This is a genomic window from Longimicrobium sp., from assembly GCA_036389135.1.
Classification (GTDB): Bacteria; Gemmatimonadota; Gemmatimonadetes; order Longimicrobiales; family Longimicrobiaceae; genus Longimicrobium.
In genome coordinates this window covers 36,686-63,210 of sequence record DASVQP010000074.1, presented here as the reverse complement: position 1 = coordinate 63,210, position 26,525 = coordinate 36,686, and the positions used below count along the sequence as shown (strand labels likewise).

Annotated in this window: 26 protein-coding genes; 15 read left to right on the top strand and 11 right to left on the bottom strand. The window is 71.0% G+C overall.

The window, feature by feature from the left end:
- Nucleotides 1-105 precede the first annotated feature (105 nt).
- A complete protein-coding gene (locus VF584_17525; protein HEX8211981.1) occupies nucleotides 106-876 on the bottom strand; it encodes a metallophosphoesterase family protein in 771 nt (256 codons plus the stop codon).
- Between the two features lie 144 nt (nucleotides 877-1,020).
- Here VF584_17525 and VF584_17520 point away from each other — a divergent pair, with 144 nt between their 5' ends.
- The 4 genes from VF584_17520 to VF584_17505 all read left to right on the top strand — a co-directional run bounded on the left by VF584_17520 (nucleotide 1,021) and on the right by VF584_17505 (nucleotide 6,695).
- Complete coding sequence (locus VF584_17520; GenBank protein ID HEX8211980.1) at nucleotides 1,021-2,226, top strand: serine hydrolase domain-containing protein; 1,206 nt, start codon at nucleotides 1,021-1,023, stop codon at nucleotides 2,224-2,226.
- A 141-nt stretch (nucleotides 2,227-2,367) separates the two neighbouring features.
- Complete coding sequence (locus tag VF584_17515) at nucleotides 2,368-4,485, top strand: multicopper oxidase domain-containing protein (GenBank protein HEX8211979.1); 2,118 nt, start codon at nucleotides 2,368-2,370, stop codon at nucleotides 4,483-4,485.
- 221 nt (nucleotides 4,486-4,706) lie between these two features.
- The gene (locus tag VF584_17510; protein HEX8211978.1) at nucleotides 4,707-5,846 is read left to right on the top strand and encodes a sensor histidine kinase; all 1,140 of its coding nucleotides are present in this window, start codon (nucleotides 4,707-4,709) and stop codon (nucleotides 5,844-5,846) included.
- 171 nt (nucleotides 5,847-6,017) lie between these two features.
- The gene (locus VF584_17505; protein HEX8211977.1) at nucleotides 6,018-6,695 is read left to right on the top strand and encodes a methyltransferase domain-containing protein; all 678 of its coding nucleotides are present in this window, start codon (nucleotides 6,018-6,020) and stop codon (nucleotides 6,693-6,695) included.
- 269 nt (nucleotides 6,696-6,964) lie between these two features.
- On the opposite strand, the gene VF584_17500 is transcribed toward VF584_17505, so the two are convergent.
- From VF584_17500 to VF584_17485, 4 genes are all read right to left on the bottom strand, one after another.
- The gene (locus tag VF584_17500; protein HEX8211976.1) at nucleotides 6,965-9,397 is read right to left on the bottom strand and encodes an ABC transporter permease; all 2,433 of its coding nucleotides are present in this window, start codon (nucleotides 9,395-9,397) and stop codon (nucleotides 6,965-6,967) included.
- 496 nt (nucleotides 9,398-9,893) lie between these two features.
- A complete protein-coding gene (locus VF584_17495; protein HEX8211975.1) occupies nucleotides 9,894-10,565 on the bottom strand; it encodes a dihydrofolate reductase family protein in 672 nt (223 codons plus the stop codon).
- A 36-nt stretch (nucleotides 10,566-10,601) separates the two neighbouring features.
- Nucleotides 10,602-11,609, bottom strand: a complete 1,008-nt coding sequence (locus VF584_17490; GenBank protein ID HEX8211974.1) for an SMP-30/gluconolactonase/LRE family protein — start codon at nucleotides 11,607-11,609, stop codon at nucleotides 10,602-10,604.
- A gap of 114 nt (nucleotides 11,610-11,723) precedes the next feature.
- Complete coding sequence (locus VF584_17485; protein HEX8211973.1) at nucleotides 11,724-12,296, bottom strand: methyltransferase domain-containing protein; 573 nt, start codon at nucleotides 12,294-12,296, stop codon at nucleotides 11,724-11,726.
- 350 nt (nucleotides 12,297-12,646) lie between these two features.
- On the opposite strand from VF584_17485, the gene VF584_17480 reads away from it, so the two are divergent.
- Nucleotides 12,647-13,210 carry a hypothetical protein gene (locus VF584_17480; GenBank protein HEX8211972.1) on the top strand — a complete coding sequence of 188 codons (564 nt, stop codon included), beginning with the start codon at nucleotides 12,647-12,649 and terminating at the stop codon, nucleotides 13,208-13,210.
- A gap of 11 nt (nucleotides 13,211-13,221) precedes the next feature.
- Here VF584_17480 and VF584_17475 read toward each other — a convergent pair whose 3' ends face one another.
- The 3 genes from VF584_17475 to VF584_17465 form a co-directional block, all read right to left on the bottom strand.
- Nucleotides 13,222-14,175, bottom strand: coding sequence for an alpha/beta hydrolase (locus tag VF584_17475; GenBank protein HEX8211971.1), 954 nt, complete (start codon nucleotides 14,173-14,175; stop codon nucleotides 13,222-13,224).
- Between the two features lie 117 nt (nucleotides 14,176-14,292).
- A complete protein-coding gene (locus VF584_17470; GenBank protein HEX8211970.1) occupies nucleotides 14,293-15,162 on the bottom strand; it encodes a tetratricopeptide repeat protein in 870 nt (289 codons plus the stop codon).
- A 228-nt stretch (nucleotides 15,163-15,390) separates the two neighbouring features.
- Entirely contained in the window at nucleotides 15,391-15,708 is a 318-nt protein-coding gene (locus VF584_17465) for a BlaI/MecI/CopY family transcriptional regulator (GenBank protein HEX8211969.1), read from the bottom strand.
- 173 nt (nucleotides 15,709-15,881) lie between these two features.
- On the opposite strand from VF584_17465, the gene VF584_17460 reads away from it, so the two are divergent.
- From VF584_17460 to VF584_17415, 10 genes are all read left to right on the top strand, one after another.
- Nucleotides 15,882-17,225, top strand: coding sequence for an amidohydrolase family protein (locus tag VF584_17460; GenBank protein ID HEX8211968.1), 1,344 nt, complete (start codon nucleotides 15,882-15,884; stop codon nucleotides 17,223-17,225).
- An 85-nt stretch (nucleotides 17,226-17,310) separates the two neighbouring features.
- Nucleotides 17,311-17,901: an RNA polymerase sigma factor SigZ gene (sigZ, locus tag VF584_17455; protein HEX8211967.1), complete on the top strand. Its 591-nt coding sequence runs from the start codon at nucleotides 17,311-17,313 to the stop codon at nucleotides 17,899-17,901.
- A 91-nt stretch (nucleotides 17,902-17,992) separates the two neighbouring features.
- Entirely contained in the window at nucleotides 17,993-18,127 is a 135-nt protein-coding gene (locus VF584_17450; GenBank protein ID HEX8211966.1) for a hypothetical protein, read from the top strand.
- 97 nt (nucleotides 18,128-18,224) lie between these two features.
- On the top strand, nucleotides 18,225-18,458 hold the full coding sequence (locus VF584_17445; protein HEX8211965.1) for a type II toxin-antitoxin system HicB family antitoxin: 234 nt from the start codon (nucleotides 18,225-18,227) through the stop codon (nucleotides 18,456-18,458).
- 49 nt (nucleotides 18,459-18,507) lie between these two features.
- Entirely contained in the window at nucleotides 18,508-18,831 is a 324-nt protein-coding gene (locus tag VF584_17440) for a metalloregulator ArsR/SmtB family transcription factor (GenBank protein HEX8211964.1), read from the top strand.
- Between the two features lie 49 nt (nucleotides 18,832-18,880).
- Nucleotides 18,881-20,233: an NAD(P)-binding protein gene (locus VF584_17435; protein HEX8211963.1), complete on the top strand. Its 1,353-nt coding sequence runs from the start codon at nucleotides 18,881-18,883 to the stop codon at nucleotides 20,231-20,233.
- A gap of 1 nt (nucleotide 20,234) precedes the next feature.
- The gene (locus tag VF584_17430) at nucleotides 20,235-21,497 is read left to right on the top strand and encodes an MFS transporter (protein HEX8211962.1); all 1,263 of its coding nucleotides are present in this window, start codon (nucleotides 20,235-20,237) and stop codon (nucleotides 21,495-21,497) included.
- Nucleotides 21,498-21,675: 178 nt separating this feature from the next.
- Nucleotides 21,676-22,629 (top strand): YihY/virulence factor BrkB family protein, encoded by a 954-nt coding sequence (locus tag VF584_17425; protein HEX8211961.1) that lies wholly within the window; start codon nucleotides 21,676-21,678, stop codon nucleotides 22,627-22,629.
- Between the two features lie 127 nt (nucleotides 22,630-22,756).
- Complete coding sequence (gene nudC / locus VF584_17420; GenBank protein HEX8211960.1) at nucleotides 22,757-23,671, top strand: NAD(+) diphosphatase; 915 nt, start codon at nucleotides 22,757-22,759, stop codon at nucleotides 23,669-23,671.
- A 213-nt stretch (nucleotides 23,672-23,884) separates the two neighbouring features.
- Complete coding sequence (locus VF584_17415; protein ID HEX8211959.1) at nucleotides 23,885-24,145, top strand: hypothetical protein; 261 nt, start codon at nucleotides 23,885-23,887, stop codon at nucleotides 24,143-24,145.
- 75 nt (nucleotides 24,146-24,220) lie between these two features.
- Here the strand turns inward: VF584_17415 and VF584_17410 are convergent, their stop codons facing one another.
- From VF584_17410 to VF584_17400, 3 genes are all read right to left on the bottom strand, one after another.
- On the bottom strand, nucleotides 24,221-24,955 hold the full coding sequence (locus VF584_17410) for a MerR family transcriptional regulator (GenBank protein HEX8211958.1): 735 nt from the start codon (nucleotides 24,953-24,955) through the stop codon (nucleotides 24,221-24,223).
- A gap of 559 nt (nucleotides 24,956-25,514) precedes the next feature.
- Complete coding sequence (locus tag VF584_17405) at nucleotides 25,515-26,114, bottom strand: YdeI/OmpD-associated family protein (GenBank protein HEX8211957.1); 600 nt, start codon at nucleotides 26,112-26,114, stop codon at nucleotides 25,515-25,517.
- 13 nt (nucleotides 26,115-26,127) lie between these two features.
- A complete protein-coding gene (locus VF584_17400; GenBank protein ID HEX8211956.1) occupies nucleotides 26,128-26,502 on the bottom strand; it encodes an MmcQ/YjbR family DNA-binding protein in 375 nt (124 codons plus the stop codon).
- Nucleotides 26,503-26,525 lie beyond the last annotated feature (23 nt).

The window sequence follows — 26,525 nt, the reverse complement described above, 5'->3', positions numbered from 1 at the left end:
GGGTTTCGGTGCTGGAGCGTTAGTGGGTGCGCCGAAAAGGGTGGGCGCGACGAATCGCCGAATACCTCCCCCCTCTCTCGATAACAGAGGCGCCAGCCTCTCCTGTTATCGGGAGAGGGGGGTCGGGGGGGTGAGGGCCGGCTTTCCGCCCGTCCGCAGATACTCCGCGAACTCTTCGGGAAGGTCGCTGCGGCGGATGCCATCCATGGCGCGCTCCAGGTCGTACTCCACGCGGATGAACTCGGCGCGGACGTCCCCATCGCCGACGTCGAGGAGGACGTAGCCGGCGCGCCAATCGCCGTCCTTGGGGCGGCCGACGGAGCCGGTGTTGACGAAGTGCATCCCGTCCACCACGCGGTGCCAGGGCTTGTGGGTGTGGCCGAAGCAGATCACGTCGCCCGCCGCCAGTGAGGCATGTGCGGCCATCTTCCGGCAGAAGGCGTCGTCGCGGTCCTCCGTCCAGTAGAGCGTGTTGAGGGTCGGCGTGCCGTGCACCAGCACCACGCGAGGTCCCGGCGCGTGTCCGCCCAGCGGACGCAGGTCGATGCGGAAGGGGAGCGCCGCGAGCGCGCGCTTCGTCGCGGCGGAGGTGTGGGCGCGCGTCCAGGCGTAGCTCAGGTGCGAAAGCTCCTCCTGGCGCGGATCCTCGTAGCGGCAGCCGCAGTGCTTGTAGTCCGCGGCGACCGTGGAGTCGTAGTTCCCCGCCACGCCGTGCACGCCGCGCTCCCGCAGCAACGCCACCGTCTCGTCGGGCCACGGCGCGTACCCCACCAGGTCGCCCAGGTGGTAGAGCGCGTCCGCGTCGGCGACGTGGGCGAGGACGGCCTCCAGCGCCGGGAGGTTGGCGTGGATGTCGGAGATCAGGGCGTAACGCATTGTCGTGGCGCGGGAATGGGCTCGGCGGCGCGGATCGCGCGGTCATGACAAGGTCGCGGACGCGGGCTGGCTTCACCAGACCGGAACGCGCAGGTTGGTGTGCATGTCGAGAGCGCTGCGCTGACCCCCCACGCACACACGGCGATGCGACTTCCATCGATCCGGCCGGCATTCCGCCACCTCGCGCTGGTGCTGCTGGGCGCGCTTCCCCTGTGGACGGCGTGCGGCGGTGCGCGCGGAGGCGGGGCGGGGCCGTCGCCCGCGGCTTGGGAGGCGCGGCTGCGGCCGTTGGTGGACTCGCTGTACGGCGTGAGCGGGTACCCGGGGCTTTCGGTGGGGGTAGCGTTCGTGGGCGGGCCGGCGTTCGGGATTGCGGCGGGGTGGTCGGACACGACGCGGCGGGTGGCGCTGACGCCCGCACACCGCCTGCCTCAGGGGAGCGTGGGGAAGACGTACGCGGCGGCGCTCGCGCTGCAGCTGGTGCGGGAGGGGCGGCTGGAGCTGGATGCACCCATCTCGCGCTACCTGGGCCGGGAGCCCTGGTTCGACCGCCTGCCCAACGCGCGCTCCATCACCGTGCGGCAGCTGATGAACCACAGCAGCGGGGTGATGCGCTACGAGTTCAAGGACGAGTTCACCCGCGCGCTCTCCGCCGATCCCGACCGCGCCTGGCGGCCGGAGGAGCTGGTCGCGTACGTCCTGGGCGAGCGGGCTCCCTTCCCGGCGGGGCAGGGGTGGGACTACTCGGACACCAACTACATCGTCCTGGGGATGATCGTGGAGCAGATCACCGGGCGTCCCTACTACGAGGAGGTCGCCCGGCGCTTCCTGCGCCCGCTGCGGCTGCGCGAGACCATCCCCTCCGACCGCCGGGTGCTGCCCGGGCTGGCGCAGGGGTACGCGGGAGCCGGCAACCCGTTCGGCGGCACGGACGCGATGATCGGGGCGGATGGACGCTTCGCCATCAACCCACAGTTCGAGTGGACGGGCGGGGGGATGGCCTCCACGCCGCGCGACCTGGCGCGCTGGGCGACCGAGCTGTACGCCGGCGCCGTGCTGGACTCCGCCACGCGCGCGGAGATGCTGCGCGGCGTCCCCGCTCCGCTCGGCCCCCAGGGGACCACCTACGGGCTCGGAGTCATCGTGCGGCCGCTGCCGCTGGGAGTGAGCTGGGGGCACAGCGGCTTCTTTCCCGGCTACCTCACGGAAATGATGTACTTTCCGCGGGACCGCGTCGCCGTCGTGGTGCAGGTCAACACCAGCGCGCTTCCCAAAGACGCGCTTCCCCCCGGGCGGGTGGTGGGCGCGCTGGTACGCGCGATCCGGGCGCACAGGCAAGCGGCCCCGTAGCGCACAAGTGCATCGTTGCGCGTGCGGGTGGCGGCGTTCATATTCCGCCAGTACAACGGCACCCCTCCCGCCGAAGCGCTCCTCTTCGGCGGCGCGGCTTGCCCCGCCTCGCTCGAAACCCGCCATCCCGGAGGGCTCCCGATGCCCGAACGCCCCGTTCCCGGTCCACGCCCCCGCCGTCTGACGAGGGACCTGCTGGGCGTTGCCACGCTCGCGGTGGCGGTTGCCGCGGCGGCCGGCGGGTGCACGCACAGAGGCCCGGTGGTGCCACACGCGCGGCTCTACCAGGACTCGCTCACCAGCCCGCTGGAGGTGAGATCGGTGAACGGCGTGCTCAGCGCCACGCTGGACGTTACGATGGCCGACCTGCCGGTCACGCGCGCCGGCAGGGCGGTGGGAGACAGCACCGTGAACACGCATACGCTGAGCACGGACACCCTCCCCCTGCGCGCCTACACCCTGGCCGCCACCACGGACCCCGCGTACCGGCCCAACGATCCCCGCTTCACGCCCCGCTTTCCGGGGCCCACCTTCCGGGTGCGGCCGGGCGACCTGGTGCAGATCTGGCTGAGGAACAAGCTCCCCCCGCCCACGAGCCCGTCGGACTCGAACCACGTCTGCATGTCGTACCCGGCGACGGACTCCGCGCGGCACCGCCCCCCCTCACCGCTGCGGGACGTGTTCCAGGACTGCTTCCACGGGCCCAACTACACCAACATCCACTATCACGGGATGCACGTCACCCCCGACAGCAACTCCACGGTGGTGGGCGACGACGTGCTGATGGTGATCGCGCCGGGCGACTCCATCCTGTACTCCTTTCGCGTGCCGATGAACCAGTCGCCGGGAACGCACTGGTACCACCCGCACAAGCACGGCTCGGTGGCCATCCAGGTGGCGAACGGGATGTCGGGGGCCTTCATCGTGGAAGATCCCGCCACGGGGGTGGACCGCTTCACGCGGCATCACAACCTGCGCGAGCACCTGATCGCCTTCCAGCAGATCGACACCACCCTGGGGCTGCTGCACGGCGACAGGACCAACATCCTGGACAAGGTGCCGCCCCTGGTGAACGGGCAGAACTTCCCGACGCTCTACATGGCGCCGGGCGAGGTGCAGCGCTGGCGCATCGTGAACGAGAACGTGACGAGGAACAGCAAGACGCTCGAGTTCAGGTTCGAGGACCGCCCCGGCGACGAGCCCGTGGTGGTGGAGGTGGCGCGCGACGGGGTGCAGTTCGCCCCGGCCAACCTCGCGGCGGGCAACGATTCCGTCTTGCTGATGGGGGCGGGCAACCGGCTCGACCTGATCGTGCAGGCGCCGCCGCGGACCGGGACGCATCACTTCCGGGTCCGCCACAATCCCGGCTCCGGGCGGCGCACGCGCAGGCCGGTGCTCCCGCGGCGGACGCGCGCCAGCGCCGGCGACCCGCAGTTCACCGACTCGACCGCCTACCTGCTGTTCCGCGTGGTCGTCGACCCGGCCCGGAAGGCGAGCAGCACGGGCATCCCGGCGAGCATGCCGAACCTCGCGGCCTATCTGGGGACGGCCATTCCTGCCCCACCGGCCTTCATCGCCACGAACCTCACGCCGGCGCGTGACACCGCGGTGGTCGTATTCACCGACGCCTGGCACCCGGGAAACGACACGACCCCCACCCAGTTCTTTCTGGGAAGCGCACCGTCGCCCCGGCAGAGGTTCAACGACACGGTGGTCTTCGTGCCGTCCAACGCGCGCGGCACCTCCATGCCGATGGTGCTGGACTCGACGCAGACGTGGAAGATCGTGAACCACAGCGTCAACCAGATCAACCACCCGTTCCACATCCACATCAACCCCTTCCAGGTGGACTCGGTGCACGCCCCGAACGCCCAGGACGCGTTCTTACCGCTGTACCAGGAGCTGAACGCGGCGGCGAGGAGAGGATCGCCGATCTGGCTGGACGTGCTCCCCCTGCCGTCGCCCACCGTGGACAGCACGGGCGCCATCGTCGATTCCGCATACGTCTTCATCACGCAGCGCTACGCCAGCTTCGAGGGGTGCAAGGACGGCAAGTGCGGCCCGCCCACGGGCCACTTCGTGATGCACTGCCACATCCTGGGCCACGAGGAGCGCGGGATGATGCAGGTGCTGCAGGTGGTGCGGCCCGGAGAACGTCCGTCGAACCCGGGGGGCCACGGTGCGCCCCGCCCCGCCGCGCACACCGGCGGAGGACGCGGGCAGCGGCGCCCCGATGCGCAGCCGGCGCATCGCCACTGACGGGGGCACGCACCGGCTGGTCTCACGCAGAGGCGCAGAGACGCGGGAATGACAGGTGAGGGACGCGGGGAGCGGTTCGGGCTCGCCGCGTCCCTTTGCTCATCCCAACAGGCGGCGCGCACAAGAACCGGACGGCTGGCCGGGAGATTGCGCGTCAGGATGTACGCCGGGCGCCCGAACCCGCCGGCCGGCACTGGGCCGCACTTTCCACGAGAGGCGTGATGCTGCTTTCCGAGTTCATCCTGGCGAACCGTGAGCCGATCCTGACGGAGTGGGAGGCGTTCGCGCGCTCGTGCAAGCCCGCGAGTGGCGCGATGGACATCGAGGCGCTGCGCGACCACGCCAACGACATGCTGACGGCGATCGCCAGCGACCTGGCCACCCCCCAGAACCCGGACGAGCAGTCCGCAAAGTCAAAGGGGAACGCCGAAGACTCGGGTTCCGAATCGCAGACCGCCGCCGAGGAACATGGCGCCGGCCGCGCCCAGAGTGGCTTCACCGTGGAGCAGATGGTGGCCGAGTTCCGCGCCCTGCGCGCCAGCGTCATCCGGCTCTGGACGCGCGGGCAGGGAGGGGAGCTTCGTTCCGATGACATCGAAGACCTGACCCGGTTCAACGAGTCCATCGACCAGGCGCTCGCGGAGTCCGTCGCCCGGTACAACCAGGACCTGGACCAGGCCAAGGAGGTCTTCCTCGCCATCCTGGGACACGACCTTCGCACCCCGCTGGGCGCCATCTACACCTCCGCCACCTTCCTGGTGGAGACGCAGGAGCTCCAGGAGCCTGCCCTCACCCTCACCACCCGCATCGCCCGCAGCGCCAACCGCACGGTGGCCATGGTGGGCGACCTCCTCGACTTCACCCGCGCCCGGCTGGGAGGCGGAATCCCCATCGAGCGCGCGCCCATGCCGATCGGGAAGATGGTGCACGACGTGGTGGACGAGATCGCGGCGGCGAATCCGAAGCGCAGGTTCGAGGTGGAAACGCGCCTCGAAGGGGACGGAGAGTGGGATTGCGAGCGGCTCACCCAGGCGTTGTCGAACCTGATCGGCAACGCGGTGCAGCACGGCGATGAAGGCTCCCTGGTGTGCGTGGAGGTGGAGGGCACGGACGACGCCGTCCAGATCTCCATCCACAACCGCGGCAAGCCGATTCCCAAGGACCGCCTGAACGGGATCTTCAATCCGATGAAGCCCCGGAACAAGGTGGTCGAGCCCGCGGCGGGTGGTCCCCAGGGGAGCCTGGGGCTGGGCCTGTACATCGCGCAGCAGATCGTGCAGGCGCACCAGGGCAGCATCGAGGTGGAGTCAAGCGCGGAGCACGGCACCACATTCACCGTCTCCCTGCCCCGCAGCGGCTGAGTGTAACACGGCGCGCAACATTCGACCTCGTGTTACGACGGATAGAACGGCGAGCCTGGATCGCCCACGCGGAGGCGCGGAGGTACGGCTGCTCCGTCTCTCTTCTGCGTCTCCGCGTCTCCGCGTGAGATTGCTGTTCCTCGTCCGCGAACCGGATCAAATGCGAGCCACGTGACGGACGACACGCTGCGGCAGATCGAGCGTAGCTGGGAGACCAACGCGGCGGCGTGGACGGAGGCGGTGCGCGATGGACGCATCGCCTCGCGGCGGCTCGCGACCGACCAGGCGGTCGAGGACGCGGTGCTGGCGCTCGCGCCCCGCCGCGCCCTCGACCTCGGCTGCGGCGAGGGGTGGCTGACGCGGGCGCTCGCCGCCGCGGGCGTGGAGGTGGTTGGCGTCGATGCATCGGCGCCGCTGGTGGAGGCGGCGCGCCAGGCGGGGGGCGGCGAGTTCCACGTCTGCTCCTACGCGGAGCTCGCGGGCGCTTCCGCCCGCTTCGGGGACCCGTTCGACGTTGTCGTCGCGAACTTCGCGCTGCTGGGCGACCCGCTCGGCGATGCGCTCCGCGGTGCACGCGCGCTGCTGAAGCCAGGCGGAGCCCTCGTGATCCAGACCGTCCACCCCTGGACCGCCCGCGGCGACGAGCCGTACCGCGACGGATGGCGAACGGAGCGGTTCGCCGCGTTCGGGAGCGGGTTCACCGAGCCAATGCCGTGGTTCTACCGGACGCTGGAGTCGTGGCTCCAGGTGCTGCGGCAGGCGGGGCTCCGCGTGGACGCGGTGAGGGAGCCGATCCACCCGGAAACCGGCGAGCCGGCATCGCTGATCCTGATCGCACGGGCGCGGTGAGGCGGCGCGCCAGGCGATGAAAGAACGAGTTTAGAGGGCGTACGGGATGGCCCGGTGTACATCGCGTCACCGTCCCAGCCCGCATCCCGAAGGGCGGCCTTGCCTCCACCGCCAGCGACCCAATTGCACGAGCCGGCTTCAGCCGCCTTCCCGTGGTTCCAGCCGGGGCATTCATCCCCCGGTGATCCGGCGCCGACTTCGCCACCGGAGCCTGCGAAGGCAGGCTTCCCGCGGTTGTTGCAGCGGTTTCAACCGCCGGCCCGCACCCCTCACTCCGCCGCCATCGCCCGCGCGGGATCGATGCGCGCGGCCCGCCGCCCGGGAAGCCAGCACGCCACCACCGCCACCCCCAGCAGCAGCGCGGTCGCGACGGCCATGGTGGCGGGGTCGGTGGTGCGCACCTCAAAGAGCATCGCCTCCACCGCGCGCATCGCACCGACGGAGACGACGGCGCCCACCGCGAGCCCCGCCGCCGCGCGCACCATCCCGCGGCGCATCACCATCCGCACCACGCGCTGCGCGTCGGCGCCCAGCGCGATGCGCACGGCGATCTCGCGGCGCTGCTGCGCGACCGCGTACGACATCACCCCGAACACCCCCAGCGCCGCCATCACCAGCGCCGCCGCGGCGAAGGCGCCCAGCAGCGACGCCAGGCTGCGCGGCGTCGCGATGGAGGTGGAAAGCCGCTCCCCCATCGTGGCGAAGTCCCGCACCGGCACGCCGGGGTCCACCGCGCGGATCCGCTGCCGGATCGGCTCCGCCAGGCTCTCCGGCGAGACGCTGGCGCGCACCACCAGGCTGAGCGTGGACCCCGGATTCTGGCGCACGGGCTCGTAGACCGACTCCGCGCCTTCGGCCAGCCCGGCGTACTTCACGTCGCCCACCACACCCACCACGGTCGACGGCACGCACTCGCGGCATCCGCCCACGTACATGCGCTTCCCCACCGCGCTCTCGCCGGGGAAGTAGCGCCGCGCCCACGAACGGCTCACCACCACCACGGGGCGATCGGGGGAGTCGTCGCGCCGCTCCAGCATGCGCCCATCGACGAGCGGCACGCCCAGCGCGCCGAACAGCTCCGGCGTGACCCATGCCCACGGCACCGCCGGCTCCGACTCGCCGGGGGCAACGGGGCGCTCCACGAGGTCGAAGTTGTTGGTGTCGCCGCCGTTGTCGGGCGGGAGCGAGGTGGTGAGCCCCGCCTCTTCCACGCCGGGCATCTCCCTCACCGAGCGCAGCGCCTCGTCCCAGAAGCGCAGCATCTCGGGCGGCTCGGCGTAGGCGGCCTCGGGAAGCGAGATGCGCGCGGTGAGCACGCGCTCCGGGTCGAAGCCGGGGTCCACCCGCTGGAGGTTCACAAAGGAGTGGAGGAGGAGGCCGGCGCCCAGCAGGAGCGGCAGCGCCAGCGCGAACTCGCCCGCCACCAGCGCGGCCTGAAAGAGCTGCGTCCCGCGCCCCGCGCCAGCCCGCTGGTCGCCGCTGCGGATGGAGGCGGCGATGGAGCGCGACATCCCCGCCACCAGCGGATAGGTGCCGACCAGCGCGCCGCTCAGCAGCCCCGCCGCCACGCAGAACGCCATCACGCGCAGGTCCAGGCTCGCCTCCTCGATGCGCGGCAGCCGCGGGCCCACCGTGGCGAGCGCCTTCAGCCCCAGTGCCGCCACCGCCACGCCCGCTACACCGCCGAGCCCGCCCAGCACCAGGCTCTCCGTCAGCAGCATGCGCGCGAGGCGCTCACGTGGCGCCCCCAGCGCCGTGCGCACCGCGATCTCGCGCCCGCGTCCCGAAGCGCGCACCAGCACCAGGTTGGCCACGTTGGCGATGGCGATCAGCAGGACGAGGAAGACCGCGCCGCCGAACAGCCGCAGCGAGCGCCCCGAATCGCCCACCAGCACGTCGCGGAGCGGGACCGGCGTGTAGCGGACGGAGCGGTCCGGCGCGCCGTTCGCCCACTGCGCCACCACGCGCGCGCTGGTCCCGGCCAGCTCGCGCGCGGCGGCCTCCTGCGTCACCCCCGCCCGCAGCCGCCCGATGCCGTGCAGCCCGAACGGGCCGCGGCGCGTGGGGACCGGGGGCTGCAGGATCGGCCACACCTCCGCCTGCACCCCGGCCAGCTCCCCGACGCCCGCTGGCAGCACGCCCGCCACGGTGTAGCTCACCCGGTCCAGCACCAGCGGCCGGCCCACGGGGTCTTCACCGCCGAAGTGGCGCCTCGCGAACTCGTCGCCGACCACCACCTTGAGCGGTGCGCCCGTGCGGTCGTCCCCCTCGCGGAAGCCGGTGCCGCGCGCCATCCGCACCCCCAGCGTCTGGAAGATGCCGGCGGTGCCCCACCCTACCTTTACCCACTCCGCGCCCTCGCGCGTGGTGAGCGCCGCGCCGCCGGTGCGAAAGAGCGCGACGGACTCGAAGCTGCGCTGCTGCTCTCTGATCCCCTGCCAGTCCGCGGCGGAAAGGGTGCCTCGGTCGAAGGCGGAGTTCTGGTGGTAGATGCGCACCAGCCGCTCGGGCTGCGGGTACGGCAGCGGCGCCAGCAGCACCGTGTTGACCGCGCTGAACACGGCTGAGCTGGCGCCGACCCCCAGCGCCAGCGTAAGCACGGCGGTCGCGGTGAAGCCCGGACTCCGGCGCAGCCCGCGCAGCGCGTAGCGCACGTCCGCCGCCATCTCCGCGCCCCAGCGCCGCGGGCGTTTTCGGTTCATCCAACGCATGGTCGGTTCTCCTCCACGGGGGACGATGCGGCGCCGCGACGGTCGCCGGAGCGCACCTGCCTTGGACGCACGGACGGCGCAGACGGTTGTGCAGGCCTCGGCCGGGGATCTCATCGAACTTTTGTCGGAATGGGGCAGTCGCAACAGGGAAGGTACGTGCCGGGAGCGGCCGGACGCCCAACTCGTTGGTGCGCATCTGGTTGCAGCTCGCCGGATCGGGGGAGCCCCGTGTCCGCTCTTGAAACGCCGCGATTCCACGAACGGACGGCGCCGATCTGGACGTGGCGAGCGACTCCGCGCAGTGGAAGATGACGAAGCGCGGCCGCTACGGCCGCCGCCCGTGCAGTCCGAGCGCCACGCCAAAGGTTGGCAGCGCAAAAAAGGACCAGCGCCGGTACGGAGCTGATCCCTTCGATGTTTGGTGCTTGAGCTAAATCCAGGAGCCAGGCTCACCCGGCATCCGTTGCGACGCTGTACCGCAGCCACATCAGGCCGCCGCCGCGCCGCTCGACAACCTCGAGGGTGAGCCGGTGGGGCGCCACGTCGTCACCGGCGACGTCGAAGAGCGCCGGCGCGCCGATCGTCCGTCCGCCACCGGCGCGATCAGGAGGCTCACCTCGTCGATCAGCCCCGCGCGCAGCATCCCTCCGTTGATCCCCCCGCCGCCTTCCAGCATAAGCGTACGTACGGCGAAGCGCTCGCCGATCTTCTCCAGCGCGAGCGGCAGATCCACGTCGCGCGGGCCGGCCAGCAGGTACGACACGCCGCGCTCCCGCAGAGAGGCCAGATACTCGTCCGACACGCGATCCGAGAGGATCGCGACGACGTGGTCGCCGTCGATGTCGTTCGACTCCCAGGCCAGCCGGCCGCTCGGGTCGACCGCGAAGGCAAAGGAGTCGTGCTCGCCCGGAGCGACGAAGTCCTCGCGCGGCGGGCCGGAGTGGTGCCGCGCCACCTCCTCCTCGCCGCGCAGGCCGCCGGCGAAGGGCTCCATCGTCACGCGCCCGCAGATCCAGCCGTCGGGGTCGTAGCTCGCGTGCACCTGCTCGTATTCGCGGCGCACGTCGTCCGGGGCGGGCCAGCCGTCCACGACGATCCGGCCGTCGACGGAGGTGGTCATGTGGCAGACCACGCGTGGCCTCCGCGAAGTCGATGTCATGCCTGCGTCAGCTCAGGTTGCGTCGTTCTCGGGCGATCAGGGAAGTGGTACGAAGGCGAGGCCGTTGTTCGGGTTCATGGGGATTACGAGCTGGTTCGCGCCGGCGTCGTAGCACATGGACGCGGCGCTCGGGATGTTGCGGGCAATGAGCTCGGCGGGTGCGCCCGGGCGGATGCGGGAGACCCCTCCCTGCGTGACACTGCTCACGTACTTCGTGCCGTCCGGCATGATCACGAGTCCGTCGCTCCCCGGCTGCGCCGCCTGCTCCGTCTTCACCAGCCGCCCCGCGGGAGAGAAGGTCAGCACCTCCGCGTTGCCGATGTTGACGACGACGACGTTGCCCTGCGGATCGAAGGCCACGCCGTTGGGCTGCCGGAGCGGCGCACCCTGCACGAAGACCGACGCCGTGCCGTCCGGCGCGATCTTCCACACCCGCCACGTGGAGTCCGCGCCCGCGTCGCCCATCTGCGTGGCGTAGGTGGTGCCGTCGTCCGCCACTTCGATGTCGTTGATCCAGGTGACGCCCTCGACGCGAGCCTCGCCGGCGGGCGCGCCGGTGCGCAGGTCGAAGCGGCGGATGACGGCGACGCTCGGCTCGCCCGCGCGCAGGCCGCCGTCGCGGTCGGCCAGGTACAGCATGCCGCGGGCGATGTCGCTGCCGAACGGCTCGTTCAGCACCAGGGGCGGCGACAGGTTCGCCCGCTGCGCCGGGCCCTGTACCCCGATCCAACGGGCGGTGTGAACCGATCCGTCGTGGTTGATGAACGAGACCCAGGCGTCGTTCCCCTGCACGCCCTGCGGAACCCCGCGGTTCGGCACCACGATGACGCCGCGCTCCGCGTCGTACGAGCAGCTCTCCGCGGAGAAGATGGCGCCGAAGACCTTGACGTTCGAGGAGATCGGCTCGAACTCGCGGCCGGGCGTGGCGATGACCGGCATCCCCAGGCGATTGCCGGTCACGTAGGGCCGTGTTTCCTGCTGCTGCGCCAGCGCCGGCCCGGCGAGGCTGGCGGCCAGCACGGCGAGCAACCCGATTCGCTTCATGTGCGATCTTCTCCGTTCCATCGTGGGCATCTGAGCCGCGGCTTCACGGCTACGGCTTCTCCGCGCGCATCCGGCAGCACGACGAGCTAGCACAGGCCGTTCCGGCGCCGCGCGTCACGCACGGGTAAAGTTCGCGGTGTAGCTCCAGCGCGACCCGAAGTGCTCGCGCAGAACGAAGCCGCTCGCACCGGCGAGCGCCTCGACGCGCGCGACCGGCAGCCGGTCGGGATCGGGAACGTGCTCGCTGATGGAGAGGGTCCCACCCGGCCGGAGCACCCGGTGCGCCTCGCCCATGAACGCGTCGGGGTCGCCTATCTCACCGAGGACGGTGACCAGGTAGACGATGTCGAAGGCCGCGTCGTCGAAGGGAAGACGGCCTGCCTCGGCTTCCGTGAAGCCCACGTTCCGGAGCCCCGCGGCCTCCACCTTTCGCCGCGCACGCGCGAGCATCTCGGGCTGAAGGTCGAGCAGCTCCAGCCGTCCCGCCGGGTTCGAGCGCGCGATCTCCACCCCGTAGAAGCCCGTTCCGGCGCCGACTTCCAGAACGCGCTCCGCCGGCAGGGGAAGCCGCGCCGCCAGCGTGCGCGGCGAAAGGACCAGGTGCCGCCAGGGCAGATCGAGAAGGAACGCCAGGTCGTGCGGAAAAATCCCCCGCTTCAACGCGGCCAGGATGCGTGCGGCTTTCATCGAGATTGCCTGCGCGAGCAGGAGGGGTGGCCGGACTTTTCGCCGGGACGATCCCGGCGCGCACGAGCTCTCATACCGTTCGTCATCGAGGTTTGTGCAAGAGAACCGCAAAAAGGTTTTCTCCGTGGCTTTCAGTTCCTTCCGTGTCCTCCGTGTGATGCTTTCTCTGTGGTTCTCTCACCGCGTCTCTGCGCCTTTGCGTGACATCTTGATCCTTCGGGGCTGCACAGAACTTCTGTCGAGACGGGATTACTGGTTCCGGTTGCGTCCCCCGCACTATCTTCCTGCACCGCCACGCGCCGTCCGCGCGACGACGCAGCCGGAATCCATCCCTCCCAAGAGGACTGCCAATGCGCACCCTTCTCCTTCTCGCCCTCGCGGCGCTGGCGGCACCGGCGCCGTTGCTCTTTGCCCAGGCCACGCCCCCGCAACCCGTTCCGCACCCGGTCACCGTCTCCGCCACGGCGGCGAAGGCGGAGGACGTGGCCTCCATCGACGCGATCATCAAGGCGCTGTACGACGTGATCTCCGGGCCCGTGGGCGCGCGGCGCGACTGGAACCGCATGCGTTCGCTCTTCATCCCCGGCGGCAAGCTGATCCCCACCGGCACGCGGCCCAACGGCAGCACCGGGATGCGGCTCCTGGAGGTCAACGACTACATCGCGGTGACCGGGCCCGTCCTGGAGCGCATCGGCTTCCGCGAGCGGGAGATCTCACGCCGGGTGGACGAGTACGGACCCATCGCACACGTCTTCAGCACCTACGAAGGCCGCGCGGAGGCGGACACGGTGCCCACGCGCGGCATCAACAGCATCCAGCTCGTGAACGACGGCACCCGCTGGTGGGTCGTCTCCGTCTACTGGGCCGCCGAGACCCCCGCGCGCCCCATCCCGCGCCAGTACCTCCCGCAGTAGGCGCGCGGAGGTCAGTCGCGTGGCAGCCCGCGCCAGAAGCGCTCCAGAACGCGGCGCACCTCGCGCGGCCTTTCCACGTGTGGGAAGTGTCCGGCCGGGACGATCGCCAGCGACGCGTTGGGGAGGTGGCGGGCGAGCTCCTGGACCATCGCGACGGGGATAGGGTCCGTGTCCCCGTGCACGATCAGGGCGGGCGCGCCGACCCGCGCGAGCGTGTGCCAGAAGTCGTACGCTCCGAGCCTGGAGAACAGGAGCGATGCCACGGCGGTCCCGTTCGCCGCCGTCCGCGGCGTGGTGCCGACCTTCAGCCGGCGGGCCAGGGCGCGGTCGCGAAAGGTGGTGCGGAAGGACAGCCAGTACAGCGAATCCACGGCGACCGGGTCCCTGGCCTGGAACGCGGGAGAGCTGCTCATCCGCGCGATCGCGACGGAATCCGCGGGTGTCCGGGCGCGCGCCTGCCGTTCGCGCGTGGCGGCGCGGAACCGCTGGCCCGGTTCCATGGGCGAAACGAGGACGAGCGAGCGGGTACGTTCCGGGTGCGCGGCAGCATACCGGAGCGCCAGCAGCGCGCCCCACGAGTGCCCCAGCAGGTTCACCCGCGGTAGGCCCAGCCCTTTGCGGACGTCCTCCAGATCCTCGATGAAAGTCTCCATCGTGATCCGCTCGTCGGGGGCACCCTCCGAACGTCCTGTGGCCCGCTGATCGTACAGGACCAGCACCGTACCCGCGGCGAGCCCGCCGGGGTTGCCGGCCAGGTAGTTCATGTCGAGGCCGGGCCCCCCGTGCACCACCAGAACGGTATCCGTTCCCGCCCCCAGGAACCGGTAGTGCAGGCGGGTTCCGTCGCGGGTACGGACCCACGCGTCAGGCGCCGGGGACGTCGCGGCGGGGCGCGGAACCATCGCGCAGGCGGCGAGGAACGCGCTTGCGGCGACGGCTTTGAGAACCGGCCAGGCTCTTGGCATCGGCGGCGGAGAGTCGGTGGAGAAATGTTTAGCCTGGCTAAATAACATTGAATTCGCCGGAGTTCGTCAAGGCCCGTGCTCACGCACCGTCCGCCGAACCGCTGCCCCCCGCGTGCCTCATGCGGGAAGCACGCACGCGACTTCCAACACGGACCTTTGCGGCGCGGCCGCGGCCCACGACTGCAGGAGCGTGCGCGCGGCGTCGTGACTCACGGCCGAGATCCCCACCCTGCGCTCGGGCGTCCATTCGGGCGCGCTCGCCTGGCCGCAGTCGCTGTGTGGAGTCCCATGGCTGCATGCTTCGCAGAGGATCCGGACGGATCCGGTCCAGTCCTCCACGGCCATGCCGCGCTCGTCGGCCATCTGCTGCATCGCTTCGACCTCTTCGGGCGCCGCGGCGAGTACGACCGCCCGAAAGGTGCTTTCGCCGGAGCCCCACAGGCGCTCGATCTCGTTGAAGACCGGGATCTGCCTTCCGTCACGCAGGCGAAAGCCGTCGGCCTCCCCGTCGTGCAGCAGCACGTCGCCGCGATGGCGCCCCGACTCCGCGAACGGCACGTTCTCGATGATGCCGCGCGCGGGATCGATGCGATCGCACCACACGACCTCCTGGTTTGCGGCGAGGCGCACGGGTACCGGGCCGAACCGCATCTGGAGCGGGCCCTCGCCCTGGGGAACGGGTATGCCGCACGCCGCCCAGGCCGTACGCGCATCGTTCCACCTTTCCAGCGCGGTGGCGGCGATGCCCAGGTTCCACCACGCGCCTCCATCCTCCGGGTCCAGCTCGGCGGCCCTGCGGCTGCACTGCGCGGAGTCTTCCCACCGGCGCATCCGCTTGTACACGAGGCCCAGGTTGAACCACGGCGCAGACCAGTCCGGCGCGGCCCGGGTGGCCGCGCGGTACGCCCGCTCCGCCTCGTCCAATCGCCCCTCGGCCAGGAGATCGCCACCGAGCAGGTTCAGCGATTCGGGGTTCGCTTCGCTCACTCACGTACCCTCTCGAAAGAAGTTCTGTGCAATTTTTGGAAGGACCAAGATATCACGCAAAGGCGCGAAGACGCGAAGGAAAGACACGGGATTACTTTCTTTGCGCCTTCGCGCCTTCGCGTGAGATCATTTCCTCTCGATGCACACGGATATCCATGAGAACGCTGTAAGTGCCGAAAAATCAGCACTCATGTACCGAAGCTACGGGAGAGGACGACGCCTCTCCCGCTAGTTGGCGCTGGCGCGGATGTGCTCCCGCACCCAGGCGCGGGCGGCGGCATCGAAGGGACGACGCCACCCACACACAGCGGCGAGGGCCACGCTCCACACCAGGTGGCGCTGCGCCGCGCTCCGGTCGCGCAGCACCGCCGCCGGGACGAATCCCAGCGCCACCAGGAGCGACGCCTTGAAGCGCACGGCGTTGTAGGAGGGCGGATCTGCCAACTCTTCCATCACCTCGGCGGCCGTGGCGCGCCCGCGGTGGTAGACGATGTCCATGATCTGGCGTTCGCGGCGGCTCAGCGCGATGGGTACGCTTGCTTCCACCAGTTGTCCCGGAGCTTGATGCGGAGAAATCAGCATATGCGGGATATTCAGCACTCAACCCGCGAAGTCAAGCTTCGGCTCCGCGGTACCACCCTTTGTTAACAAGCGGGACCGTAATCCAACATGGGATGGGTAGTCTCGCAACCATCACCGACCCACACACGAGCCGAACCATGATCCGCATCGCCATCGGGATTGCCGTGCTGGCCGCGTTCGCCGCCTGCGCCGGGGAAAAGGGCGCCGCATCGCCGCCGACGGACGCGGTCGCGCTGGAGGGCGTCACCGTGATCGACGGCACCGGCGCGCCGCCGCGGCCGGGAATGACGGTGCTGGTGCGGCGAGGGCGCATCGCCGGGCTCTTCCCGGCGCGGTCCCAGCGGCTCCCGCCCGGCACGCGCGTCGTATGGCTCGCCGGGCATTACGTGATCCCGGGGCTCATCGACTCGCACGTGCACCTCGCCACCTGGGACCGCGGCGGCATCTACCCCTCGCTCCTGCGCCACACGCTGATGGGCGGGGTGACGACGGTGCGCGACATGGGCGGCCGCACCGGAAAGGTGGCGGAGCTGGCGCGGGCGGCCCGCACCGACACGGCGCTCTCCCCGCGGATCTACTACTCGGCGGTCGTGGCGGGGCCGCGCTGGTTCGCGACGTACGACTCGGTCCGGGTGAGGTACTGGTCCGCGGGGCACCCGGCGGGCCGAGCTCCGGGGGTGCGCATGCTCTCCGCCGACGCGGAGATCGACGGCATCGTGCGCGAGGCGCGTCGGATGGGTGCCACGGGGATCAAGGTGTACTCCGACGTCCCGCCCGCCCGCTTCGCCGCGCTGGCGCGGGCGGCGCGTGCCCGGGGGCTGCGGGTGTGGACGCACGCGGTGGTGCCCCCCACCACCCCCGGCGAGCTGGCCGCCGGGGGCGCGGAGGTGATGAGCCACTCCGACCAGGTGATCTGGGCCGGCGCCCCCGCGGTGGGCGACCGCGAGGCGCGGGGCGTGCTCCTGCGCACGGTCTCGCCCCAGGGGCCCGGCTTCGCGGCGCTCTTTCGCGCCATGCGGGAGCGCGGGGTGATGCTGGAACCCACGCTGTACGTCATGCAGGGGCGGGGCGCCGGCGTGCCCGCGCGCGCCTCGCTCGACACGCTCCCCGGGTGGGCGGTGGACGCGGCCGCCGCGGCGCATCGCGCGGGGGTGCGCCTGCTGGCCGGCACCGACGACATGGGGCGCCAGTCGCCGAACATCCACGGCGAGCTGCAGCTCCTTGTGCGCCAGGTGGGGCTCACCCCGCTGGAGGCGATCCGCAGCGCCACGCAGTACGGGGCGGAGGCGCTGGGCGCGCAGGACTCGCTCGGCACCATCGCGCCGGGGAAGGTTGCCGACCTGGTGGTGCTGCGCGCCGATCCGTCGGCCGACATCCGCAATACGCAGACGATCGCGTACGTCATGCAGCGCGGCCGCCTCCACCCGCGCACCGAGCCGTGGTTCAGGATGCCCCTGGCCGATCCGCCGGCAGCGCCGTGACGCCGGTGCGTCCTTTGGGCCGGCTCGCCGTCTTATATTGGAGGGGGGCGCCCGGCCCCCGTCGTATTTCCACTGGCGAGATCTCGTGACGGCTACCGCAACCATCCCGACGACCGAGCAGGCCTGGACGGAGTTCCGCGATGGTCTGCACGGCTTCCTCCTGCGGCGCGTCGGCGATCCGGACGTCGCGGACGACCTTCTCCAGGACGTCTTCCTCAAGGTGCACACGCAACTCGCCGAGCTGCGCGATCCCGGCCGGTTGCACCCGTGGATGTACCGCGTGGCGCGCAACGCAGTCGCGGATCACTTCCGCGCGCGCCGCGCCGCCGCGCCGCTCTCCGAAGCCCTCCCCGCCCCCGAGCGCGAGCGCGACGCGGTGGCGGAGCTGGCGCCCTGCATCCGCGCGCTGGTCTCGCGGCTCCCGGCGCCGGACCGCGAAGCCCTCGAGCTCACCGATCTCGGCGATCTCACGCAGGCGGAGCTGGCGCATCGCCTCGGCATCTCCGCATCCGGCGCAAAGTCACGCGTGCAGCGTGCGCGTGCCCGGCTCAAGGAGGCGGTGGTCGCCTGCTGCAAGGTGTACCTCGATACAGCAGGCGGCGTGTCCGACTACGCTCCGGGTCCAAACTGCCATTGTCATCGTGAAGATGGAGAGGCGGGCCGATCGTGCGCGTGAGCCTGCATCCTTTTCCGTTCGCGCGCGTCTTTATGGATGTACCCCGCGACGATGCGGCGGACGCGCGAACACCATTTCAAGGAGCGATCCCATGCGCACGAACGACGACCTCACCCACCGCATCTCCCCCGCCGCCGAGCCCACCCCGAGCGACCCGCAGGACTCCGCCTGCTGCGACGACGACTGCTGCGGCGGCACCACCCCCGACAGCGGCACCTGCTGCTGACACCTGCGCGGGAGGCGCCGACGGCCGGCGTCTCCCGCGCACTGGACACGCCGCCTCGGGGCGACCATCATCGTAGTTCCCGAACCCGAGGAGGTTTATGAACCTGCAAGACTATCTGGCTGCGCCGTGGACCGTGCATGGCAGGGCGATGCGCGACGACGGCTCGCTCTACTACGTCTTCACCATCGAGGAGCTGCCAGGCTTCTCCGCGGTGGGCGACACGCGGGCCGAAGCGGAGAGCGAGTTCCCGGACGCGCTGGAGACGTACCTCGCGGCCGCGCTGGAGAATGGCGAGCGCCCGCGGCTGCCGGTCCAGGTTCAGGCGGCGTGACGGGTAGCGGATTCTTGACAGAACAACTTTAGTTGATATATTTGCCCGCATGACTACGGCGACCCGCAACCCGGCCCAGGTGGCGCGCTGGTTTCACGCGCTCTCGGACGAGACTCGCGTCCAGATCGTCGAGATGCTGGTGGGGGGTGAGCGGTGCGTGTGCGACCTGCAGGAGGCGCTCGATGCGGCGCAGTCGCGGCTCTCCTTCCACCTCAAGGTGCTCAAGGACGCCGGGCTCATCTCGGGAAGGCGCGAGGGGCGGTGGAACCACTACTCGCTCAATCCCGGGGTGCTGGACGCGATGGGCGGGTACCTGGCGGAGGCGGCATCCGCGCAGCACGGCGGCGCGTACCAGGGCGGATGCTGCCGGTGACTTTTTTTGATCCGAAACATCAACTTTTCCTGATGAAGGGAGTCGCACGATGAGCGACCTGGGCGGGCGGGATCTTCCGGTGGCGGTGATCGGCGCGGGGCCGATCGGGGTGGTGGCGGCCGCGCACCTGGTGAGCCGGGGTGAGACGCCCCTGGTGCTGGAGGCGGGCGATGCGGTGGGGGCGAGCATCCGGCAGTGGGCGCACGTGCGGCTCTTCTCGCCCTGGCGCTACCTGGTGGATCCGGTGGCGGTCTCGATGCTGGAGCCGGCCGGGTGGACCGCGCCGGACCCGGAGGCGCTTCCCACCGGCGGAGAGCTGGTGGAGCGCTTCGTGGAGCCGCTCGCCGCCCTCCCCGCCATCGCGCCGCACATCCGGCTGGGCGCGCGCGTCACGGCGGTCTCGCGGCATGGCTTCGACAAGATGAAGACGCCCGGCCGCGCTCAGGTGCCGTTCGAGCTGGTGGTGCGCACCGCGGATGGCGGCGAGGAGCGCATCTTGGCGAAGGCGGTGGTCGATGCCTCCGGGACGTACCTCTCGCCCAACCCGCTCGGCGCCGGCGGCATCCCCGTGCCCGGCGAGACGGAGCTCGCCGGCCGCATCGTCTACGGCATCCCGGACGTGCTCGGCCGCGACCGCGCGCGCTACGCGGGGAAGCGGGTGCTGGTGGTGGGGAGCGGACACTCCGCCTTCAACGCCCTCCTCGACCTCGCCGCCCTCGCGCGCCGGGAGACGAACACCGCGATCGTCTGGGCCATTCGCCGGACAACCACCGCGCAGCTGTACGGCGGCGGCGCGGACGACCAGCTCGCCGCGCGCGGCGGCCTCGGCACACGGATGCGCGCCCTGGTGAGCACCGGCGCCGTTCGGCTCGTGACCGGCTTCCGCGCCACCCGGCTGGATGCGGACGCGGACGGCATCACCGCCAGGGGCGAAGACGCTTCCATCGGCCCCGTCGATGAGATCATCGTCACCACCGGCTTCCGCCCCGATCTGTCGATCACCCGCGAGCTGCGCCTGGGCCTCGACCCCGCGCTGGAGAGCCCGGTCGCGCTCGCGCCCCTCATCGACCCGAACGAGCATAGCTGCGGAACTGTGTACCCGCACGGCGCGGCCGAGCTGGCGCACCCGGAGCCCGGCTACTACACGGTCGGGATGAAGAGCTACGGCCGCGCGCCCACCTTCCTCCTTCTCACCGGCTACGAACAGGTGCGCTCCGTAGTCTGCGCCCTCGTAGGCGACGATGCCGGCGCGAAGGCGGTCGAGCTCGTGCTCCCCGAGACGGGGGTGTGCTCGACGGATCTGGGCGGCTCCTGCTGCTCCGCGCCCGCCGATGCGCCCGTGCTGGTGGGGCTGGGATCGAGGAGCGGGCGGCCCTCGCTTCCCCTGGCCGTCACGCGGTGAGGTGAGCGCTGCGGCTCCCGCCCGTCCGGCGCTCTACTACGGGTGGGTGCTGGTCGGGGTGCTCTCGCTGACGGAGACGATCTCGTACGGGATCCTCTCCTACGCCTTCCCCGTCTTCCTGCAGCCGATGGAGCGGGAGCTGGGGTGGTCGCGCGTGGAGATGACGGGGGCGTTCTCGCTGGCGCTGCTGGTCTCGGGCGTCGCGGCGATCCCGGTCTGCCGCTGGGTGGACCGGCATGGCGCGCGCGTGCTGATGAGCGCCGGATCGCTCGCCGCCGCCCTGCTCGTGCTCGCCTGGTCGCGCGTGGGGAGCCTCCCCGCGTTCTATGCCATCTGGATCGCGCTCGGCTTCGCGCAGGCGGCCGTGCTGTACGAGCCCGCCTTCGCGGTCATCGCCACCTGGTTCGTGCGCCACCGCGGTCGTGCTCTGACCGTGCTCACATTCCTGGCGGGCTTCGCCTCGGTCATCTTCCTCCCGCTCTCATCGCGCCTCGTGGAGACGCTGGGGTGGAGGAGCGCGCTCGTGGCGCTGGCCGTCGTCCTGGCGGTCGGCACCTTTCTGCCGCACGCCCTTCTCCTCCGCCGCCGCCCCGCCGACCTGGGGCTGGTACCCGACGGCGGCATCGTGGCCGCGGAGGGCGGACCCGCCGTGCATCCGGAGACCAGCGTCTCCACGCGCGATGCGCTGCGCAGCCGATCGTTCCGCTGGCTCGCCGCCGCGTTCTTTCTGTCGTCGCTCACCACGTCAGCGGTGTTCGTCCACCTGATCCCCGCGCTCACGGAGTGGGGATACGCCCCGGCGTTCGCGGCCGCCGCCACGGGGATGATCGGCACGCTGGGGCTCCCGGGCCGGCTGGTGTTCACGCCCCTCGGCACGCGCTGGTCGCGCCCGGGCGTCACCGCCGGCATCTTTGCGCTGCAGGCGGCGGGGCTCGCGGTGCTCCTCGCCACCAGCGGGCGGGGCGGCGTGTGGGCGTTCGTCATCCTCTTCGGAGCCGGCTTCGGCGCCATCACCCCCGCCCGCGCGGCGCTGGTCGCGGAATACTACGGCGCGGCCAACTACGGCAGCATCAGCGGCGTCCTCGCGCTGATCCTCGCCGTCGCCCGTGCCGCCGCGCCCGTGGGATCGAGCGTCCTCTACACCGCCGCGGGCGGATACGGTGCCGTGATGTGGTCCCTCGCCGGCGCCTCCGCCCTCGCCGCCGGCGCCATCCTCCTGGCCGAGCCGCGACGCCGCGCGGTTCCCGAGGTCACCCATGCGTGAGAACGGCAGGTCCTCACGCGGAGGCGCGGAGACGCTGAGAGAACTTAGAGACCCGTTCCGCGACTCGCGTCTCCGCGTGAGCCGCTGTTAGGGAGGCTGAACCGGCGCACCCGTGCCCGTGGCTCGCGAGGTGCTGGAAGGCACGCTTGCGTATGGGCTACGACATCGGAGGGTGCACGTGAGCAAACTGGGACATTGGAGCGGGCGGGTGCCCGGCAGACGGGCGCGCGGGCTGCTGCGCGGGCTGGGGCTGCGCAGGCTCGCGGCCGAGACGTTCCGCGGGTTCTACGAGGACGACATCATGACGTACGCCGCGGCCGTGGCGTACCAGGCGCTCTATGCCCTCTTCCCCTTCATCATCGTACTGCTGGCGCTGTTCAGCTTCCTGGACCAGCCCGAGCTCTTCCAGTGGCTGCTGGACCACAGCCGGCGCTTCCTGCCGGGCGAGGCGTCTGACCAGGTGGAACAGGTGGTCGGCGAAATTCGCGGGCGGCGCCAGAGCGGACTCCTTTCCGTGGGCCTCCTGACGACGCTGTGGATCGCGTCCGGGGGCGTGCGCTCGGCCATGAACGCGCTCAACAAGGCGTACGAGGTACCCGAGGGGAGGGCGATCTGGAAGCGCTTCGTCCTTTCGTTCGGCTACGTTCTGCTCGCCGGCTCGCTGGTGGTGGTGGCGACGGGGCTGATGGTGTTCGGGCCGATGGCGAGCGACTGGGGGCTGCGGCAGGTCGGCGCGCCCGCCGGCGTCCGCGAAGCCGTCGCGTGGCTGCGCATTCCGCTGGCGATCGCGGGGGCGGTGGCGGGCGTCTTCCTGGTCTACCTGGCGATGCCCAACGTGAAGCAGCGCGTGGCGCTCGTCGTGCCCGGCGCGGTGTTTACGGTGGTGCTGTGGGGCCTCGTCTCGCTGGGCTTCCGCTGGTACGTGGAGCACCTGGGGCAGTTCAGCGTCACCTACGGCAGCGTGGGCGCGGTCATCGTCCTCCTCACCTACTTCTACCTGTCGTCCCTCATCCTGCTGACCGGCGCCGAGTTGAACGCCGCCATCCAGCGCGCCCGGCCGCAGGAGGGCGATGCATGCGCGAAGGAGCTTCCGGACGAGGACCAGGAGCCTGCGAAGGAGCATGCCGCGTAAACGAAAACCATCACACAGAGACACGGAGGAGAACAGCAAGGGAGGGGAAAGAACCTCTTGTCTGTTCTTGTCGGTTCCTCTGTGTCTCTGTGTGAAGCGCGGTTGACACCACACCGGGAGCGGCCGATTGGGATCGATAACGGGACAGCGGCCACACGTCTTTGCCGCGGGCGGCGTGGACCGGGCGGGCGAGCGGCGCAAGGACGCGGATTGGATCGCCGCGCGGATGCACGATCCGCGCACCCGCTTCGCGCCCGTGTGGGAGCACCGCAACCTGTTCGTGGCGGATGAGGACGAGCCCCGCGCCGCCTGGCTCACCGCGGCGGAGGCGGCGCCGCTGGTGGCGGCGGCCGGATTCGCCGTGCTCCTGGGCGTGGCGGACGACGCGGCGTACTTCTCCTTCCCGGTAGACGAGGAGCGGGCGGACGACCCCGCCATCGCGAGCGCGGGCGAGTGGGGCGACCTGCGCCGCTTCGGACTGCGGATGGAGCCGGCGGAGGCGGGGCTGCTCGCCTTCGCGCGGGGAATGGGGCACTGGCACGCGCGCCACCGCTTCTGCGGCGTGTGCGGCGCGCCGGCCGAGGTGCGCGAGGCCGGGCACCTGCGCGCGTGCACCGGGTGCGGCACCCACCACTTTCCGCGCACGGACCCGGCGGTCATCATGCGCGTGCAGCACGGGGAGCGCTGCCTCCTGGGCCGGCAGCACGTGTGGGAGCCGGGCGTGTACTCGGTGCTCGCGGGCTTCGTGGAGCCCGGCGAGAGCCTGGAGGACGCCGTCGCGCGCGAGGTGATGGAGGAGTCCGGCGTCGCCATCACGGACGTGCGCTACCACTCCTCGCAGCCGTGGCCCTTCCCCGGATCGCTGATGATCGGCTTCATGGCCAAGGCGCTCACCGACGAGATCCGCATCGAAGACGAGATGGAGGAGGTGCGCTGGTTCACCCGCGACCAGGTCCACCGCGGGCTCGCCGACGGCACCTTTCGATTCCCCTCCAACTACTCCATCTCGTACCGGCTGGTGATGGACTGGCTGGAGGGATGAGCGGCGCCGTTCAGAGAACAACCGTTTCCGTTCGCTGAACCCGTTCGGACACCCTCGGAACACCCCGCCACGCACTGCCCAACCACGAAAATCCGCATGGATTCTCACTTTTCCGCATCCGGCACGTTGAGCACGCCCGTTGCCTTTAGAGAGTCCGACCGAGCGCGACGAGCGCGCTGCGGTGGACCCAACCCCGAGCAAACGAGGCTCCCCATGAAGCAGCTCCTCACGGTACTCGCCCTCGCCGCCCTCGCCGCCTGCGGCGGGAACGAAGCGGAAGACACCAACAACGCGGGCGCGACCACCGACCCGGCGGCCAGCTCCGCCCCGGCGACCGACCCGGCGGCGACCGCCCCGGTGACCGACCCGGCCGCCACCCCGGCCATGCCCGCGGACTCCGCGGCGACCACGGGCACCACCCCCGCCCCCGCGGCGGGCACCGACTCGGCTCCGGCGGCTCCGGCCAGCCACTGAGCCTTCGGGCAGGATGAACGAAAGGGGCGCACCCAACCGGGTGCGCCCCTTTCCTCACATCGGGTCAGCGGCCCGCTATCCCCTCGCGGCCGCCATCGCCCGCTGCACGTACTCCATCAGCGGCCGCATCGCCGCCACGTCCATCCCGTGCACCGTGGACTCCTCGCGGTACACGTTGCCGAGCGAGCGCTCGATTCCGGGGCTGCCGCCCGTGAACTCCTCCACCAGCCCCGTCCAGCGTCGAGCGAGCGCCTGCACGCGCCCGTCGGCGGGGTCGGTGCCGCGCTCCATCTCGGCGCGCACCTCGTCCATCAGCCGCGGCCACTCGGCCTCCACCTCGCGGATGCGCGCCTCGCCCACCCGCTCGCGGCGCTGGCGAAGCTCCTCCAGCTGCTCCGGGGTGTAGTATTTCTCGAACATCGTCATCGCCTCGATCGTTTGAATGAGCTCGTCGGCGGAAACCGTTTCCGCCGCGCGGAGCCGGGATGCGATCTCCTCCAGCCGCTCGCACAGCCGCTGCTGGAGGCGGATCTGCTCGCGAACGCGTTCCAGGTGGAGCTCCACCACGCGGGCGGGGGAGAACCGCGGGTCGTCCAGCATCCCGCGGATCTCCTCCAGCCCCCACCCCAGCCGCCGCAGCGACTGGATGCGGTGGAGCCGCTCGACCTCGTCGTCGCCGTACAGGCGGTGCCCGCTCGGCGTGCGGCGCCCTGGCCGCAGCAGCCCCACCTCGTCGTAATGGTGCAGCGTGCGGACGGTAAGCCCCGTACGCCGCGCCAGCTCCCCCACCTTCCACCCGCCCGCCTTCATCGCATCCGCTCCGTGTTCGTCGTGGCCACGGCACAACTCTACAACCTCACGCTACGTGAGGTGCAAGGGGTAACCGCGACTCAGTAGAGTCGAGTCGGGGCGCCGTGGCATGGTTGCCCGGTTTCCCCGACCCGCTCATCGCACCGGACGTGCGGATTTCCCGCATCCGGCTCTCCGACTGGGTTCACTTCAAGGCATGCGAGAGCGCCACCGGCCGGCGTCCGCCGAGTTGCACCAGGCCCAGTTCGGCCCGGAGCCACTGATCGGAGAATCGCCGGGTCCCCCGCCCGGGGACCCTCCACCGGCATTACCCGGCTTCCACGGTACCATGAGCCCCTCCGACCGCCGCACCGGCCGCTCGCATGCCCGAGCGTTGCGGAGCAGCGACCTCCGCTCCGGCGCGGGTCTCCCGTGGTGCGCGCGCATTCTGTGCCTTGGATGCCCTCCCCATTACCCCGGCGAGTCGCCCGGCCTGCGACAGGTTGAAGGTCCGGGCGCGGCGGCCTTGCCCTCTCTGTGGCAGGGTCGGCGCTCGCGTCGCCTGTTTTTCGAGGCCTGCTCAGGGTTCACTCTCTTTGGAATGGATCTTCTCCCCCCGCTGCAGCATGGCGAGCAGGGTGGCGATGCGGGCGGCGCGGGCCTCGGGCTTGGCGGTCTGGATGCGAAAGAGGATGGCGTAGCGGTTGGCGCCGTCCAGCGACGCAAAGAAGTCGCGCGCGGCCGGCGAGCGGTCCAGCTCCGCCTGGAAGTCGTCCGGGACGGTGGCGTTGCGCTGCGAATCGTAGGCGGCGTCCCAGCGGCCGTCCGCCTTCGCGCGCTCCACGGCGTCGATCCCCGCCTCACGCATGCGCCCGGCCGCGGTGAGCACCTCTACCTTGTCGCGGTTGATCTTGGACCAGAGGCTCTTCGGGCCGCGCGGACCGAACTTCTGGAGCCACGACTCCTCGTCGTAGCCCTTCTTCTGGCTGTCGATCCACCCGTAGCAGAGCGCCACGTCCAGCGCCTCCGCGTACGACAGGGAGCGGAGCGCCGCGCCCTTTTTGGCGAGCCGCATCCACACCCCCGGCGACTCGCGGTGGTGCCGGTCCAGCCATTCGGCGAAGGCGTCGGAATCCTCGAAGAGGACGATGGGAAGCTCCTGCGCGGGCTTCTTGGCCATGATCGTTAGCGGGTCAGCCGGCGACGAGCGCCTGGAGCTTCTTGGGAGCGACGATGCAGTACGACTGCACCGCCAGCGAGTGCAGCTCGTCGTCGTCCACGGTGTCCACGTAGGCGCCGATCCACCCCTTCACCCCCACGTACGGCGGCACGAAGAACTTTTCCGGCTCGGAGCGCACCACGATCTCCTGCACGCCCAGCGGCGCGGCGAGCCAGAGCCCGGCGCGCCCGCCGCCGTGGTGGTTGCCGGCGGCGGCGAACATGGCGAAGATGCGCTTGCGAACGCGAAAGGTGGGCGCCCCCCACGCCTCCTGCTCGAACGCTTCGGGAAGCGCCAGGCACACGCGGCGCACGCGTTCCAGCGAGTCTTCTGCGGGCGGGGCGGGCATGTGGATACCGGGTGCGAGGGTGG